The sequence below is a fragment of the Halococcus sp. AFM35 genome (genome assembly GCF_051195015.1).
In the GTDB taxonomy this organism is placed as follows: Archaea; Halobacteriota; Halobacteria; order Halobacteriales; family Halococcaceae; genus Halococcus.
Map to the genome: position 1 here is coordinate 14,143 of NZ_JBNTJU010000006.1, position 15,281 is coordinate 29,423.

The window sequence follows — 15,281 nt, forward strand, 5'->3', positions numbered from 1 at the left end:
AGCCGAACGACCGCCCTCACCATCAACGTTCTCCTTCACTCTATAAGCGTTCTTATACCGCAGTAAAGACCGCCATTCTCGATGTGTTTTCGTAGACTCAGTATATATGGTCCCCTAGATCTGATGCAACAGTCTACTTGGATGGATAAGGATTGAATACAGGATAGATGTTGTCCCGGTAGTGGGCCACCAGTTGCTCGAACGAGAACGTCGTCGACACCCCTTCGAGTATATACTTACGGACGGCTGGCTGGCCCGGGAACCGCTCGGTGAAGAAGTATCGAAGTGTGTATGGTGTGAAGTTGTTCAACTCGGACTCTCCGTCAGCAAATCCCAACGCTGTGGCCCGCGATTCGACCAGATTCCCGACGGCAAGCGGAGACAGCTGTTCGCCCCACGAGTGCGTACTGACGAACAGTGGTCGAGACCGTCGTCGTGTATCGGGACGGACAGCCAACCAGCGCTTGAGAACTCGACACGTCGGATCGTCGAGCGGGACGAGGGTCGTTTCGATACGCTCTCTCCGTTGAGAGTACGGTTCGTCTCCCTTGACGCGGATTCGAAGCGCACGGAGGTCGTTTTTCACCCACTCGAACTCCCTGTCGCTGTACGCTTCGGAAACGTCCTCATCGTCGAGAAAGACATCCCCCATACAGAGATTACAGAGCTCGCCGACACCGATTCCCGTCTTAGCAAACAATCCGAGGACTGCTCGTTTGAGCGGATGACGAGTCGTCCGGACCAGCCTGCTCACTTCCCCGACCGTCGGAGCCAGCGTTCGTTCTCGGTTTCGCTGTTCGGGTCATGCACGTTCTGCTCGTGAGAACCTGCATGGCACGACCGACAGACCGTCACCAGGTTCGTCGGTCTGTTCGTCCCACCTCGATGGAGCGGCACGACGTGATGCACTTCGAGGTTCGTCTGCGCACCACAGTTGACACACTGGCGGCCGTCTCGGGAGAGGATTTCCTCTCGCAATCGATTCCACATGGCGGAGTCTAAACGCTGACCCGGAGTCGTCTCCTCGTCCATCTGCCTGCTACTGAGTGCGCCGGATGTCACTTATCGATACCGATGCGACACCCGGCAGCGGACATCGTCGTTCGATGCGCCCAGCCGACTGCAACGCAAAAGTGGTCCGTTCTCCCAGCCTCGAATGGACTCGTATCGAAATCCGAACGGAAGACAGTTCCAATCCAAACTTATAAATTCTATTTCGCTATATCATATCGCGATTCACACCTCCAGAACTTCGGCGTTTGGATTTCTACAAACCACCTGTTCGATTATAAGTCGATTTCAAAAGATTTTCTACGCCGAGTCGCCGGTAGTGATGGTCAGGTCGTGAGTCCGGGTGTTCCGAACATACAGCACGGTCCCGTCGGGTGTTGGGTAATGGCCGATGACAAGATCGGGCTGATGGAGTCGATCTCGATGGCTATCGAGGGGATGGTGGGTGGAGGAATCTTCGCCGCGCTCGGAATCGTCGCCGTTACTGCCGATACGCTTGCGTGGCTCGCGTTCGTTGCGGCCGGGATCATCGCTCTCTGTGCAGGGTACTCCTTCGTCCGTCTCAACCGCCTGCTCGATGACCACGCGGGACCGATGACCTATGTCAAACAATTCACCGGCAATACCACGCTCGCCGGGATGCTCGGCTGGACGTTCATCATCGGGTACGTGGGCACGATGGCACTGTACTCGTATGCTTTCGGCGGGTATTTCACCGGCCTCATCGGCGTTGAGACGGTCGCAGGATTCCACTTCGGCCGGTCGTCACGATGGGTCGATGAATGACGAATCGAGCCGGCCGACTTCAGGCTGACTGTAGGAAAATCGTTTTTGCTGTTCGGTCAGACTTCGTCAGGCTTGGTGATTTCATGCGTCCCGGATGATCCTTGGTCCCCGGCTGATCTGGCGGGAGCGATCAGACACGTCGTGTTGGCGGGTTCGTTCCCAACCACTTCGAACATGTGCTCGGTCTCAGGCGGAGTGACGACCGTGTCACCGGCTTCCGCGTGGAATTCTTCACCGTCGACTTCCCAGCGCATCTCGCCGGTACGCACGAAGATGATGTGCGTCTCGTTGTGAGAGTGTGGTTCGCTGGCTTTGTCTGCACCGTGAGCGCGTATGTCCATCTCACAGTCTGCAAGCACCATGTGTTCGTCCTCGTCTTCGCTTCCGATGAACGGGTGGTACTCTGTTATGTCGGATTCAGTCATTGTGTCTTCCTGTATGACCGCAACTGCTCATCAGAGTCCGCGTTGTGGGCTGTTAACCCTTCTACTGAACCGAATAGTCTCGACACTGGGATCGGAATGAGTCTGAAGACTCGATGAGCCGGGAGGTGGAGCGTACGGTCCTCGGGCAGAAGACAACCGTCTCTGATGACAAAATTTGAAGCCCCTACTATTCTACGGAAGAGTTGATGAGTACAAACGAATCGGCGTTTACAGAACAAGACGCCGCCGAACAAGAACAGGATGTCACTCCTTTAGAGCTGTTTTTCGACCTCGTGTTCGTGTTCGCGTTCACCCAGGTCACCGGCTTCCTCGTCGAGCATCTCACGTGGGCTGGCATGGCGCGCGGCGCGGCGTTGCTCGCAGCGCTATGGTGGGCGTGGGTCACCTACTCGTGGCTCACAGGTGCTGTGCCCGCCGAGGAGGCTCTACCTGCACGATCGGTCATTCTCACTGCAATGGCCGCCATGCTCGTCGTTGCGCTTTCTGTGCCCGGCGCGTTCGGCGACGACGCGGTACTCTTCGGGGTCGCCTACTTCGTGGTCCGGCTGTTGCACGTCGCACTCCACGCGGTCGCCACCCCGCCCGAAACGCACGACGCGGTCCTCCGAGCCGCGCCGGGTTTTTTAGGTGGTCCGGTGCTGCTCATCCTCGCCGGTCTCTTCGATGGACCGCTCGAAGGGGTACTCTGGATTGCGGCACTCGCAATCGATTACGGTATCGTGTTCATCCGCGGCGTCGAAGGGTTTCACGTCAACGTTGGACACTTCGTTGAGCGCCACCGCCTCGTCCTTATCATCGCGTTGGGCGAGTCGATTGTAGCGATTGGCGTCGGGGCAGAGGGCTTGGAACTCGGTTTCAGTGTCGTCCTCGCCGCCCTGCTTGGCATCGTACTCGTCATCGCGCTGTGGTGGCTCTACTTCGACTACGTTGTGCTTGCCGCAGAACGCACGCTCGCCGCAGTCAGCGGTCACGAACAAACACGGATGGCGCGCGATTCGTACAGCTACATCCACCTCCTGATGGTCGGGAGCATCATCTTCGTCGCGCTTGGTATCGAGCAGACCTCGCACACACCGGCGAGGCGCTCGGGATAATCGCTGCCGTCGCTCTATTTGGTGGGGGTGCGCTCTATTTGCTTGGGCACAACGCCTTCCGATACCGCGACCACGGCAACATCAGCGTCCTCCGGCTCGTCGTGGCAATCATTGCTCTCGCATTGATTCCAATAGCAATACGAGTTCCCGCGATTGCTGCTCTCGTGGTTCTCACGACGTTGTTCGTTGGACTTGCGACCTACGAGACGGTACGATCTGAAGACCGGAACGCACTCCGTGGTGGCTGAACCGCTCGCTGTGTTGAGCGGACTACCGTTTCGAACCGCATGTCGTCATACTCACGAACGAACCCACCTGCTATGTATTTCACCAGTAACTCGATGACGACTGGAGTACTCGTTCTTTCTCTCGATACCGCTGCGATGGAACGGCCGTCACCTGTCCATGGCACGGCTCACAGTTCGATATCACCTCCGTTGAGGTACTCGAACCACCTGTCGATGATCCGGAACCGGGGTATGAAGTCCGTATCGACGGTGACGAGGTCCTAGTCGGCGTTTGAGTCACACTCGATATTTGGAATTTCAAGAGGAGTATGAGTCGTCCACCAAACTGGTTCCGTTTCTGGGAGAAACAAGCGTCTTTTCGTGACTTGCGGATTTTCGTTTCTGTACAGCCCAAAGCGACCTCACGCTGATGTAGGTAGAACATCCATCACGTCCAATGGCAACACGGACCAGGAATCGAGTACTGGAATGTTCGATGTCGACCCGAGAGTCCTCACACTCGCGCTGGCGCGGTGGTCGACTCGTTCGGCAATTCGTTCCTGATCGTGGTGCTGCCGCTATACATCGCCAGCGGCGCGGTCTCGGGACCGCCATCGGCCCGCTCTCGTCGGGCTTTCTGATTCGGTTCGGCTTCGTCGTGCCGTCCGCGTTCGGCGCGGCGCTTGCGGCTGTCGCGGTGGTACTCGTCTACACAGGTAAAGGAGACGGTCGAGACCGGTGAGGAGCCGATTCGAGAGCGCGAGAGCGACCAAGACAGCGATCATCACGCCTGTCGGTCGGTTATGAGTCACGAAGGCTGAGCCGATCAATCATCAGTAAATAGTAATACAATCTCTCCACTCAGAGTAAGGGCTGGAAACGGTGGTCTAAGCAAAACGGTTATATCTACTCCCACACTTGGTGGGAATATGGCGAAGGTGGATTCAAAAGGGCGAATCGTTCTCCCGCAGGAGGTGCGAGAGCAGCTCGGTATTACTCCCGGTACAGAAGTAGCCATCCACGAAGAAGAGGGGAAGGCGGTGGTTGAACCTGAAGATGATCCCGAACAAATCATCGAACGCATGGAGCGACTCATCGAAGAAACGTCCTCAGAGCGTGGGGAGACGACTCCGCTCGATGAAGGGACCGACCCAATTGCCCAGAAGCATCGAGACGCTATTCGGAGAGGAGCGGAGAAAAGCAGCGATGAGTGACGCTGGTGGCCCGTATCTTTTCGATGTCGGAGTGATTGCCCTTGCACACACGGAGGCCCCTGTTCGTGATGCTGCACTCTCGTACGTCCGAGAGGCCATCGTTGGCGATATTGATGCTGTTGTTCCGTATCCTGCGCTGTTCGGAGCGCACACCGTCTTGACGACGTACTACGGACGCTCAAACGCAGACGCCTCTCGGCTCCTCCAGAATTTTATGGGCGCGAAGCGAATCCATTGGTACGACGGGGTATCCGAAGACGTAGTTCGAGGTGGGTTTTCTCAGGCGAGCGAAGCAAATGTCAGTGGCTGGGATGGATACTATGCTCAGGTAGCGATCGTCGAAGGAGTGAATACTGTTTTGACGATTGACGACGACTTCGAACGGTTTGATGCGTTCGATACCGAAGTCATTCTCTCTATCGACGATTTTAGCGAACTGAACCGTTTTCTGGGGTGCTGATCTCGCCTCACATTCTGAATGATTTGCTCTGTTGATCGCCGGTTCCGTCCGGCGATTCTACCGATGAGTTCAGGGGAATTGGACGCCTTCGTGCGATATGGAACGTTTACGACAACGCGCCAAGAAATACTGAGAACTCGGGAAAGAACATACGGACGATCCAGACGCGCCTGCTGTCGCCGACGAAGCCGGCGACAGTGAGCACGCTGAGTGGAACAAAATCGCGTTACTGCTCCTGCGTGAAGACATCGGAAGCCGCTTCGCCATCTTGAAGATCAACTCAACGAGATACCTTGGATTCTCGACGTGTTCGGACTGGAGAAATCGCTAGATTTCACCTCGTTCTGCAAGTGGGACAAAGAGATATCGATGCGGACGCCAGCCTGCTCCTTTTCTGCCCGTATCGAGGAGAGCCATCGCCAGCGACTGATTCGGAGAGTTACCGATTCTTACCGAATCTGTCAGGATTGACCTGATTATCGCGCTATCAGTTGCATCGCCTGTCCCAGCGAATCAGCATCGAGAGCCGCTACAAGATGGGTTCACGCACCCCACCCCGCTGTCGTCTTGCGATCAACAGAGCAAAATATCACGCTCGTCAGACATCGAGTACCCATAGATGCTCACCGGCGACCCTTCGCCAACTGACCGTCCACAGAGCGCGTGTTCGCCATCGCTGATCGTGGCTTCGGTGACCGCACGTTCGATAGGCACGGTGATCGAGCGGTGCGTCTCGACGTTCATCGATTGCCTCCGCTTCTATGGGCCCTACTCGTTACACTCGGCCGTCACCCCACCGGCTACCGCTGGCTATTGCTCGCTGGCAGTCCGGTCGGCCGTCACGCTGTTTCGGAAGAAGATGCCCGCTATTTGCTCAGTTCGGTTCGCTACTGGTCTTGGCGTGCTGCCTACAGGTCGCGCGCCTGTACTGTCTTCCGCTCGCTCGCCGTGCGGCATCTTCGAGCAATTCGCTCACTTCTTCGTCGAGAGCGTCGTAGAAATCGCTGGACACGTTCATCTCGTTCAATTCGTTCTTCACAGCCGCCTTGACAATGGTATCCGTCACAGACTCCCTCTCACATCCATTTCCTTCAAACTGTCCATTTTCACCACTCTCGCAGGTGCCCGCAGGTCCATTACACTCGGAATCTGGTGTGGTGTCTGACGTAGAACTAAGTAGTTCTCCTATGAAAACCAGTTGAGAAAGGAGAACCTATTATACTTGCAGTGAGCAACCAGAAGGATAGTGTCGGAAAAGTAACTATTGCAGTGAACGTGGCCGGCGCGTTGAACCAGCGCGGGCGCGACGTACTATTAGTTGACCTCGACCCGCAAGGTAATGCTACGGAAGGCCTTGGATTCGCCGATGCGTACGATGCAGAGCCACCTAGCCTGTTCAACGTGTTGACGGACTCGGAGCAGCGCGGAGAAATCAAGCGCCTCGTGAGAGAGCACCCGGAGATGGACGTCATACCCAGCAACGTCGACCATCACCACACGGAGCGGGAGATGACCCACGTCCGTCGGCCCACGGAGCAGCTGGCGCTCGCGCTTGAAGACATCGGCCAGCACTATAACTACGTGCTGATTGACTGCCCACCGTCGCTGGGCCACCTGACGGACAACGCGCTCTACGCTGGATGGTTCGCCCGCGCGTTCGATGACATACCTCGTTTCGAGGTTCGGAAACGGGTTGCCCTTCAGCGCGCTCACAGCGCCGGCAGTTCGCTCTTCGAGTATGACCCGGAGATCGACATGTGCGATGTCTTCCTGGAGATCGCCGCCGCGCTCGATGAGCAGTTTGGACTGTCCCCGGCAGAAACAGCATCCACCCGAGAGGTCCAGTAATGGGTGACCGCGCTGATAGACTCAGCAGTCGTCGGAAGGGCCGCTCGTCAGAAGAAAAACCGGAACAACCAGCAGAACAAGAACAACAAGAGGACCCCAGAGCGCCAAGGACCTCTATCAAGGAACGTATATGTACCTGCCTGAAAACCTCCGTCAGGAGTTCGACCTCGTCGCCAGTGAGGTGGACACACAGCGTCAGCGTCGGAACGGAAAACAGGCCGAGAAGACACCTCTCGCTCGAAGTGATACTCGGGGATGAACGGCCGGTAGACGGGTACGTACTTGTCGCGCTGGTCATCGGGCACGACCTCGCTCGTCGCCGGGTACTTTTTGGGCTGCTCGAAGACCGCCTCGGCACTCTCAGAGCAGTCGCGCTTCGTCCGGGTGGCCGGGGTCGTAGGCGATGAGCGAATTGCAATTGCCGAGAATCGCGTCTTGGGCATCTTGGTCCAACTGCCGCAGCTGCTGGGTGGCAATGGTCAGACCCAGCCGCTTCGAGCGTGCCTTCGCGAGCATCTTCTCGACCTTGCTCCCCTCGGTGAGCACGTCGTGGACCTCGTCGATAACGAGGAAGTACGGCGTGTAGTCAGCGTCGAGCGAACCACCTTCCGCCTCGTGCTCTCGCACAGCCTCGTCCACGGCCTCCTCGGCGAACTCGCCCACGCCCCCGTCGTCGGCGTCGGCCATGTCCTGCATCAACTGGTCGCGCTGGGAGGGCCGCGAGTCCACGGCGGTCCAAATCTGCCGGAGGATGGCCGTGACGACTGCCTCATTCGGCTCGTCGGGGAGGTTGTTGTTCACGAGAATGATTTTCTCGTCTTCGACGGCTTGTGGAATGGAGATCGTGGCGTCGCGCTGGGCGACGATTTGGCGCATCGTTGGCTCCTCCACCCAGCCTTTGAGCCGGCGGCGAATCGCATCGAGGTCCGTATCCTCTAACCCGGCGATTTTGTTGGTGCAGCCCTGAATGAACGAGAGGTCGCTGTCACTCGCCTCGATCAGGTTCGCATACTCCGCCCGGCTTTCCTCATCGAGCAGCGCGTCGAACATATCCGTGACCGTGAACTCGAAATCGCGGTCACGAATCATCCCGCGCAGTATATTCGACGCGACGCCATCCATACGATTCCCCCAGTAGTTGTCGCCGGCGAATAGCGCCTTCATGTCGTTGACGATGCCCTCTACCTCGGCGTTGAACGGGTCTCCGGGGTCAGAATGGGTCTCCAGCAGGTTGAATCCGACCTGTTTCTCGAAAGCGTCGCTACTGGGTGAAATGTAAATCACATCGTCCCAGCGCTCCTTCGGTATCGACATCAGGATGTCGAGCACGTCGTCACCCTCCGGATCGATATAGCAGACGCCCTTCCCAGCGTAGATATTGCCGTTCTCGGCTTTCATCTTCATCTCGCGGCGCGTGAACTGGCGCTGTTCTTCTTCACCCCCCGGCGTCACGGCGTAGGGCCAATCTTCGGTCTCTGCCTCTGGCTTGGTATCGGCTGTTCACTCATAGATCTGAAGTCGGCTAGGTAGGATTCGTCATGCATAGCCACTTATGAATTTTACCCAGACAGTCCAGATTTCGCAGTAGACCGTGCATTAGGAATCTCACTTGCCATCATCGGATATTAACCGTTTCGTGGTGGGGTCTCCGTATCGGAGAGTCCGAGGCGTCGGTGATGGTCTCCCATCGGAACGAGCGACCCGTGTTCGCCGAATCCGGTGGGTGGCATGTTGCGGTAGAACGTTTCGAAACTGCCGTCTTTGACGACGTAGAGTTCGGCCCAGAACCCAAGCTCGCCGTCGTTTCCGACTTCCTCGTCGTACCACTGCCACGCCGGAACGTGAAGGTCATTCGGGTCCTGTGCGAACCGCTTGATGTCGTCGAGCGACCGCCAGTATTGGATGGCTGCGCCGCTCCGTAGACTCATATACGCCGGCAGATAGCCGAGAAACCCGCTGTCCGGGTCCGCCTCCAACTGCTCGAACATCTTTGCGGCTTTGAGTCCAGCGCGGAGGTACTTCGGCAACGCGCGGAGCTTGTTGAGCCGCATTCCGTTAATGTAGACCACGTACTCACCGTCGATTTCGGCCACCATCCGCTCTCTGTTGATCGGGACCATCCATTAGAGTAGGTGCTGGCCGATAATCCACTTGTCGGGTGAAAGCTGGCCTCTATCCGCCGATTGGGGCGAGTGATGGCAGCTGTATTTCCGATACGGCCGTCGATGATGGGGTCCGGTCGCCCCTCAGTCCTCACGTCCGGAGAGCAATCGGGCCGCGCCAATCGTCAGTCCCGACAGTGCCGCCAGCACACCGAACCCGGGCCCCGACTCGCCGCTCGTGCCCGCCGAGACGCCACCCTCGCCGGTCGTCTGCGATTCCTCAGTCGCCGTTGGAGCCGTCCCGTCGGTTGCCGACGGTGTGGCCGTGACACTCGTCGGTTCGGTGGCCGTTGCGTTCGCGGTGGGCCGTGTGGTCGTGGCGCTCGTCGCCGTGCCGTTCGTCGCGGTTGCGGTGGTGTTCGCCGTTGGCGTCGCGGTCGCGTTGCCGGTAGTGCTCGCGTTCGTCCCAGTTGTCCGCTGGGGTTGGCTCGGCGGCACGATACGGTGGACCGCGCCGGTCGCCTCGCTGCCCGGATTGGCCGTCGTCAGCACGTAGAGCCGTCCCTGGTTGTCCCGACCCATCGCGAGAATGTAGCCGCCGACGAACCCGCTGTCGGTGTTTGCGACTGTGAGTTCCGCGACGTCCCAGAGACCACCGTCCTCGGATGGTGTGGCCGCGAGCAGCGACCCCGTCGGCGTCTCGGTCTCCTGTGTTTTACGGAAATCGCCGAAGACGTACTTGCCGTTGAGGGCGGGAATATCGTCGCGCCCGTAGATGTATCCGCCGATGGCCGCCGAGCCGACACCCTCACCCTTGTAGGTGTGTGGATACTCGATAATCGGCGGGATGAGGCGCTCGCCACCGCGGACATCGGGTGGAAGTTTGCTCGGACACTCCTCGGGCGGATTGCGACTGCCCTCGGGACCCGGTTTGAAACAGTGGGTCCCCTCGCGGACGTTCCAGCCGTAGTTCTTGTCCTTTTCGACGATATCTATCTCCTCGAAGCCGTTCTGGCCGACGTCCGAGGCGAACAGTTTGCCGTTGGAAAAGCCCATTCTCCAGGGGTTGCGAAAGCCCCACGCGAACTGCTCGTCGAGTCCCGCCTTCCCGACGAGTGGATTGTCGTCGGGAATCCCGTAGGGCTTGTCGCCTTCCCGGCTATCCACGTCGATGCGCAGAATCGACCCGAGCAGGTTCTCGGTCACGTCCTGGCCGTTGCCACCCTCGTTTCGCTCGTACCAGTCGCTCACGTGGCCCGTTCCGGTATCGTGTGCGCCGCCGCCATCGCCCATCGCCACGTAGAGGAGACCGTCGGGACCGAAGACGATTGCGCCGGCGTTGTGGGTATCGCGCGGCGAGGGTACTTCGAGCAACAATCGTTCGGAGTCGACTTGTCCCTTGCCATCGTCGCTCGCGGTGAATTCGGCGAGCACCTCCGTGTGGGAATACTCATCGGGCATCCCGTCGCGAAGCGGCGCGCTGTATCGCAGGTAGAACTTTCTATTTTCCGTATAGTTCGGATGGAACACCATCCCCAACAGCCCCATTTCGCCGGTGATTTCGGTCAACTTTCCGCTGACGTCGATGAACGGCTCCTCGTTCAAACCCCCCGACTCGTAGACATAGACCTGTCCGAGACGGTCGGCGATGAACGTACGCGAGCTACCGGCTGGGACGCCATAGTCGAGCGGTGCGGTGAGCGTCCCCTCCGTCAGCGTCTCGATGGCCACCGTGGGACCGTCGCCGAAGTACGACGTCGAGTCGTCCGCGCTCTCGCCACCGCTTTCGGTCGTGGTCTGGGTGGTCGTTCCCTCACCGAAGGAAACCGAGCCGTGCATCGACGTGATGTGTGGCTCACAGACGTACTCGGCCATCGTCTCGCTCGCGGTAAACTCGATGGTCTGGGTCGCGCCCTGCTCGCTCATCACCTCGGTCCGTTGCAGGACCTCGCCCGCATCGTCGAGCAGCGCGAGGTTGTGGCCCCGTCCGTCGAGGTTCTTCCACGTCACCCGATAATCGACCCCGGCGTCGAGTTCGAGGGTGGGATTGCTCTCGCCGGTTATCGATTCCGGGGCACGGCCCTGCCAGCCGGCGATCTCGCCGCCGAGGCGGATCGCTTTTGGCTGTGACTGTGCGCCGGCGAGACCACTCGTCCCGACGAGCGTGCCGGCCGCGGCGCTCGCACGGAGGAATCGTCTGCGGGTCGTTGCGGGCCGGTCGGTCCTGTAATTCGTTGTCATTGCAGTTGCGAAGTCCTCGGTTGCACGCTGGTCGTCGCGTCGCTGCGGTGGGACGGGGCGGCGGCGTTCACCGCTCCTCACCACGTAGTAGGCGGGCAGCGCCGAGCGCCAGTCCCGCAAGCCCAGCGAGGATGCCGAATCCCGGTCCGTCACCGGTCACGATGCCGCCGCTCTCGCCGCTGCGGGCCGTGTCGGTACTGCTGGTCGTCTCGGTGGCCGTCGGGGTCGCCGTTGCGGTCGGCGTCGGTGTCGGCTCCGGCGTCGCCGTTGCGGTCGGTGGTCGGACCGGCGTTTCGGTACTCGGCGTTTCGCGCGCCTCGGCTTCCGGCGGCCGGAGACGATGGACCGCCCCCGTCTCGCCCTCGACGCCGAGGTTGTCGGTCGTCAGCGCGTAGAGTTCGCCGTCGTTGTCGCGGCCGACACAGAGGAGGTAGGCGTTGAGTTCGCCGTTCTCGCCGTTGGCTATCGACAGCTCCTCGACCGACCACGAGTCGCCCTCCACAGGAGTCGCGGCGAACAGCGAGCCGCGCGGCTTGCCGTTCTTGCTGTAATCACCGAAGACGTATTTGTCCTGTAGGGCGGGAATCGTGGCGTTCTCGTAGATGTAGCCGCCGATGACGGCGACGCCGACGCCCTTCGTCTCGTAGGTGTGTGGATACTGGATGACGGGGTCGATGAGCGGCTCGCCGCCGCGGACGTCCGGCGGCGTGTTCGTAGGGCAGTTTGCTCGATAGGGGTCCCGCCCTTTGGTGGCGACGAAACACTGGCCACCCTCACGGACGTTCCAGCCGTAGTTGCCGCCCTTGCGGACAGCGTTCACCTCCTCGTAGCGGCGTTGCCCGACGTCGGCGGCCATCAATGTCCCACCCGAGAAGCCGATGCGCCACGGGTTACGGAAGCCCCACGCATACTGTTCGTCGAGTCCCGCCTGCCCGACGAGGGGATTGTCGTCGGGGATTCCGTAGGGCTTGTCGCCCTCGCGGCTGTCGACATCGATGCGCAGAATCGATCCCATGAGGTTCTCCCTGACGTCCTGACCGTTGCCGCCGAGGTTCGCGCCGTACCAGTCGTTTGGCTGCTTGGGGGATTCGAGCGCGCCGCCGCCGTTTCCCTGCCCGATGTAGAGGTAGCCATCGGGACCGAAGACGATTGCGCCGCCGTTGTGGGTGTAGTACGGCGAGGGGATTTCGAGCAGCGTTCGTTCGGTCTCCGGCAGCGCTTCGGTCGCGTCCTCGTTGGTCTCGAACTCCGAGATGACCTGCGTGTGCGTGAAGTTCGCGGGCGTTCCGGGACGTGATTTCGCGCTGTAGTGGACGTAGAATTTCCGGTTGTTCTGAAAGTTCGGATGGAAGGCCAACCCGAGCAGCCCGCGCTCGTCGATGGTCTTGATTTCCGGCAGGTTATCGAAATCGATGAGCTGGTCGCGGATATCGAGAAACACGTCGCCGCCGCTGCCGTCGCTCCCGTATCGGCGGACCAGCCCTATCTGGTCGAGGACGAACAGTTCGTCGCGCTCGCCGGGCGGGACTTCGAGACCGAGCGGCGCGGTGAGTCCACCGTCGATGATGGTGTCGGTTCTGACCGTCGGTCCTTCAGCGAAGAACCCCTTCGGCTCACCCGACTCGTCGGTGGTCGTCTCGGTCGTTTCGCTCCCGCTCGAAAATTCGATGTCGCCGCGCATCCGGGAGAGGTGAGCCTGACAGACGTACTCGTCCATCGCCTCGGTCGCGGTGAACTCGATTGTCTGGGTCGCCCCCTCCTCGGTGACGTACTCGGTGCGCTTGAGGACGGTATCGTTGCCGTCGAGCAGCGCGACGTTGTGCTGTGCGCCGTCGATGTTCTTCCACGTCAGCCGATAGGTCGTGCCGACTTCGAGTTCGAGCGTGGGATTGATGGTGCCCTGAATCCGTGACGGTGCGCGCCCGACCCAGCCGGTGGTCTCGCCGCCGAGGCGTATCTCCTGGGGCTGGGATTGGGCCTGAGCACCGGTGAAACTACCGATGCCGGCGAGACCGGTCATGCCCGCGGCGGTGGCGGCGAGAAAACGCCGGCGGGACGGGATGGAGGGGTCGGTATCGAGTGTTCCCTTTGTCATATATTGTCGGGCTGCCCCGCGCTCCGACGGGGCGTTCGTCGTTGATGGGGACTACGAGAAACGGGGGCCGGTGTTCACTTATGGGTTGTGATACGCCAACCGACGGCCGAAAATCGCCCGCCAGAGCGGTGGTCTCCCATTTGATCAGTCGTGGCGAAACGCGCGTTGGCCGGTGTGAGCCATCGCAATGTCCGCCTCGTCGGCGGCGGCGATGACGTCCTCGTCGTTCACGGAGCCACCGGGCTGGACGACCGCCTCGATGCCCACCTCGACCGCGGCCTCGATACCATCGGGGAACGGGAAGAAAGCGTCGGAAGCCATCACCGCACCCGCCGCCGATTTCCCCTCGGCGTGCTCGTCGGCCTTCATCGCCGCGAGGCGCACCGCGTCCACCCGCGAGACCTGTCCCATGCCGATGCCCACGGTTTCAGTGCCGTCAGCGAAGACGATGGCGTTCGACTTGACGTGTTTGATGACCTGCCACGCGAAACACATCGTTGCCAGCTGTTCGTCGGTCGGCTCGCGTTCAGTGACGACTTCCAACTCCTCGGGCGCAATCGTCTGCTCGTCGCGCTCCTGCATCAATCGCCCGCCGGCGAGGGGCTTCTCGACCAGTTCGGATGGGTCGGTATCGAACGCCCCGATGTCGAGCACCCGGAGGTCGTCCTCCTCGCGGAGCACCGCGAGCGCGTCCTCGGTGTAGCCCGGCGCACAGACGACCTCCTTGAACGATTCGATGACCTGCTCGGCGGTCGCCTCGTCGCATTCGCGGTTCAGCGCGACGATGCCCCCGAACGCGCTCATCGGGTCGGTGGCGAGCGCGCGCTCGTAGGCGGCTGCGAGCGTGTCGGCGGTCGCACAGCCGGCGGGGTTGGTGTGTTTGATGACTGCGGCCGCCGGCTCGTCGAACTCCCGAACCAGTCCGAGCGCCCCGTCGGCGTCGTTGTAGTTGTTGTACGAGAGGTTCTTCGCCCCCGAGTTCAGCTGTGGTGCACCGACGACGCTCGCTCCATCACTGACATCGGCGTAGAGCGCGGCCGATTGGTGTGGGTTCTCGCCATAGCGGAGGTCCGCCGCGCGCTCGCTACCCTGCACGCGCCGGGTTGGGAACGGACAGTTTTCATCGCCCGTGATGGTGACCTCGCGCTCGTCGCCCTCGCCGTCGATGGCCAGAGTCCCTTCGGCGAACCACCTGACTGCGCGCGGATAGGCCGCGAACTCGGCCTCGTGGAGCACGCGCTCTTTCAGCGATTCTGGGTCGTCGTCGGGATAGACCGCGACCGGCTCCTGGGTAACGATTGGGCCGGCATCGATGTCCTCGGCCACGAGATGGACCGTGCAGCCGGTGACGCCCACGCCGGCGTCGAGGACCTGCTCGTGGGCGTTCGTTCCCGGGAACGCGGGCAGCAGCGACGGATGGACGTTGAACGCCGGCGGTGCAGCCTCGATGAACTGCCGGGTGAGTACGCGCATGTACCCATCCAAACAGACCAGTTCGACGTCGTACTCGTCGAGTCGGTCGAGCAGTCGCCGCTCGTGGGCCGCGCGCGATTCGTCTTCGTTCTGTTCGACGACTTCCGTGGGAATCCCACGCTCGGCAGCCGCGTCGAGCACCGGCGCGTCGGCGTCGTTCGTGAGAATGACGCTCAGTTCCGCGCCGCCGGGCGCGTGGTCGGCGATGTGGAGGAGGTTGCGACCGCGATTGCCTGCCAGCCCCGCAATCGGTGTCATGGCTGAAGGGGACGTGCGCCGGCCAA

At 60.6% G+C, this 15,281-nt stretch carries 13 protein-coding genes and 3 pseudogenes; 6 read left to right on the forward strand and 10 right to left on the reverse strand.

Translation table 11 applies throughout. The features are described 5' to 3' along the window. Positions 1 to 133: 133 nt before the first annotated feature. Both ACQUQO_RS06360 and ACQUQO_RS06365 read right to left on the reverse strand, forming a co-directional pair. Positions 134 to 754 carry a hypothetical protein gene (locus ACQUQO_RS06360; RefSeq protein WP_435077133.1) on the reverse strand — a complete coding sequence of 207 codons (621 nt, stop codon included), beginning with the start codon at positions 752 to 754 and terminating at the stop codon, positions 134 to 136. After that, the gene (locus tag ACQUQO_RS06365) at positions 751 to 1,032 is read right to left on the reverse strand and encodes an HNH endonuclease (RefSeq protein ID WP_435077134.1); all 282 of its coding nucleotides are present in this window, start codon (positions 1,030 to 1,032) and stop codon (positions 751 to 753) included. Before ACQUQO_RS06365 ends, ACQUQO_RS06360 begins: the two co-directional genes overlap by 4 nt. A 363-nt stretch (positions 1,033 to 1,395) precedes the next feature. On the opposite strand from ACQUQO_RS06365, the pseudogene ACQUQO_RS06370 reads away from it, so the two are divergent. After that, positions 1,396 to 1,755: pseudogene (locus ACQUQO_RS06370) on the forward strand (amino acid permease); the annotation flags it as partial. Between the two features lie 98 nt (positions 1,756 to 1,853). Here the strand turns inward: ACQUQO_RS06370 and ACQUQO_RS06375 are convergent. Further along, positions 1,854 to 2,222 (reverse strand): cupin domain-containing protein, encoded by a 369-nt coding sequence (locus tag ACQUQO_RS06375; protein ID WP_435077135.1) that lies wholly within the window; start codon positions 2,220 to 2,222, stop codon positions 1,854 to 1,856. A 206-nt stretch (positions 2,223 to 2,428) separates the two neighbouring features. On the opposite strand from ACQUQO_RS06375, the pseudogene ACQUQO_RS06380 reads away from it, so the two are divergent. The 4 genes and pseudogenes from ACQUQO_RS06380 (at position 2,429) to ACQUQO_RS06395 (ending at position 5,238) form a co-directional block, all read left to right on the forward strand. Further along, a pseudogene (locus ACQUQO_RS06380) lies at positions 2,429 to 3,585 on the forward strand (low temperature requirement protein A). A 475-nt stretch (positions 3,586 to 4,060) separates the two neighbouring features. Next, positions 4,061 to 4,306 (forward strand): hypothetical protein, encoded by a 246-nt coding sequence (locus ACQUQO_RS06385; RefSeq protein ID WP_435077136.1) that lies wholly within the window; start codon positions 4,061 to 4,063, stop codon positions 4,304 to 4,306. 187 nt (positions 4,307 to 4,493) lie between these two features. Continuing rightward, positions 4,494 to 4,778, forward strand: a complete 285-nt coding sequence (locus tag ACQUQO_RS06390) for an AbrB/MazE/SpoVT family DNA-binding domain-containing protein (RefSeq protein ID WP_435077137.1) — start codon at positions 4,494 to 4,496, stop codon at positions 4,776 to 4,778. Beyond that, positions 4,771 to 5,238 (forward strand): type II toxin-antitoxin system VapC family toxin, encoded by a 468-nt coding sequence (locus ACQUQO_RS06395; RefSeq protein WP_435077138.1) that lies wholly within the window; start codon positions 4,771 to 4,773, stop codon positions 5,236 to 5,238. The genes ACQUQO_RS06390 and ACQUQO_RS06395 overlap by 8 nt, the downstream gene beginning before the upstream one ends. 573 nt (positions 5,239 to 5,811) lie before the next feature. Here the strand turns inward: ACQUQO_RS06395 and ACQUQO_RS06400 are convergent. Together ACQUQO_RS06400 and ACQUQO_RS06405 are read right to left on the reverse strand one after the other, a co-directional pair. Beyond that, positions 5,812 to 5,982, reverse strand: a complete 171-nt coding sequence (locus ACQUQO_RS06400; RefSeq protein ID WP_435077139.1) for a hypothetical protein — start codon at positions 5,980 to 5,982, stop codon at positions 5,812 to 5,814. 164 nt (positions 5,983 to 6,146) lie between these two features. After that, positions 6,147 to 6,304: pseudogene (locus tag ACQUQO_RS06405) on the reverse strand (DUF1931 domain-containing protein). Between the two features lie 161 nt (positions 6,305 to 6,465). Here ACQUQO_RS06405 and ACQUQO_RS06410 point away from each other — a divergent pair. Then, entirely contained in the window at positions 6,466 to 7,086 is a 621-nt protein-coding gene (locus tag ACQUQO_RS06410) for a ParA family protein (protein WP_435077140.1), read from the forward strand. A gap of 360 nt (positions 7,087 to 7,446) precedes the next feature. On the opposite strand, the gene ACQUQO_RS06415 is transcribed toward ACQUQO_RS06410, so the two are convergent. The 5 genes from ACQUQO_RS06415 to purH form a co-directional block, all read right to left on the reverse strand. After that, complete coding sequence (locus ACQUQO_RS06415) at positions 7,447 to 8,538, reverse strand: TraM recognition domain-containing protein (protein ID WP_435077141.1); 1,092 nt, start codon at positions 8,536 to 8,538, stop codon at positions 7,447 to 7,449. 173 nt (positions 8,539 to 8,711) lie between these two features. After that, positions 8,712 to 9,206 carry a monooxygenase family protein gene (locus ACQUQO_RS06420; protein WP_435077142.1) on the reverse strand — a complete coding sequence of 165 codons (495 nt, stop codon included), beginning with the start codon at positions 9,204 to 9,206 and terminating at the stop codon, positions 8,712 to 8,714. A 126-nt stretch (positions 9,207 to 9,332) separates the two neighbouring features. Continuing rightward, positions 9,333 to 11,429: a PQQ-dependent sugar dehydrogenase gene (locus tag ACQUQO_RS06425; RefSeq protein WP_435077288.1), complete on the reverse strand. Its 2,097-nt coding sequence runs from the start codon at positions 11,427 to 11,429 to the stop codon at positions 9,333 to 9,335. A 67-nt stretch (positions 11,430 to 11,496) separates the two neighbouring features. After that, positions 11,497 to 13,524 (reverse strand): PQQ-dependent sugar dehydrogenase, encoded by a 2,028-nt coding sequence (locus ACQUQO_RS06430; RefSeq protein ID WP_435077143.1) that lies wholly within the window; start codon positions 13,522 to 13,524, stop codon positions 11,497 to 11,499. A gap of 144 nt (positions 13,525 to 13,668) precedes the next feature. Then, complete coding sequence (purH, locus tag ACQUQO_RS06435) at positions 13,669 to 15,255, reverse strand: bifunctional phosphoribosylaminoimidazolecarboxamide formyltransferase/IMP cyclohydrolase (RefSeq protein ID WP_435077144.1); 1,587 nt, start codon at positions 15,253 to 15,255, stop codon at positions 13,669 to 13,671. Positions 15,256 to 15,281: the final 26 nt, after the last annotated feature.

Coding starts and splice junctions, on each gene's coding strand:
- ACQUQO_RS06375 (WP_435077135.1), bottom strand. CDS start 2,222: ATGACTGAATCCGACATAACAGAGTACCACCCGTTCATCGGAAGCGAA.
- ACQUQO_RS06390 (WP_435077137.1), top strand. CDS start 4,494: ATGGCGAAGGTGGATTCAAAAGGGCGAATCGTTCTCCCGCAGGAGGTG.
- ACQUQO_RS06365 (WP_435077134.1), bottom strand. CDS start 1,032: ATGGACGAGGAGACGACTCCGGGTCAGCGTTTAGACTCCGCCATGTGG.
- ACQUQO_RS06400 (WP_435077139.1), bottom strand. CDS start 5,982: ATGAACGTCGAGACGCACCGCTCGATCACCGTGCCTATCGAACGTGCG.
- ACQUQO_RS06385 (WP_435077136.1), top strand. CDS start 4,061: ATGTCGACCCGAGAGTCCTCACACTCGCGCTGGCGCGGTGGTCGACTC.
- ACQUQO_RS06425 (WP_435077288.1), bottom strand. CDS start 11,429: ATGACAACGAATTACAGGACCGACCGGCCCGCAACGACCCGCAGACGA.
- ACQUQO_RS06420 (WP_435077142.1), bottom strand. CDS start 9,206: ATGGTCCCGATCAACAGAGAGCGGATGGTGGCCGAAATCGACGGTGAG.
- purH (WP_435077144.1), bottom strand. CDS start 15,255: ATGACACCGATTGCGGGGCTGGCAGGCAATCGCGGTCGCAACCTCCTC.
- ACQUQO_RS06430 (WP_435077143.1), bottom strand. CDS start 13,524: ATGACAAAGGGAACACTCGATACCGACCCCTCCATCCCGTCCCGCCGG.
- ACQUQO_RS06395 (WP_435077138.1), top strand. CDS start 4,771: ATGAGTGACGCTGGTGGCCCGTATCTTTTCGATGTCGGAGTGATTGCC.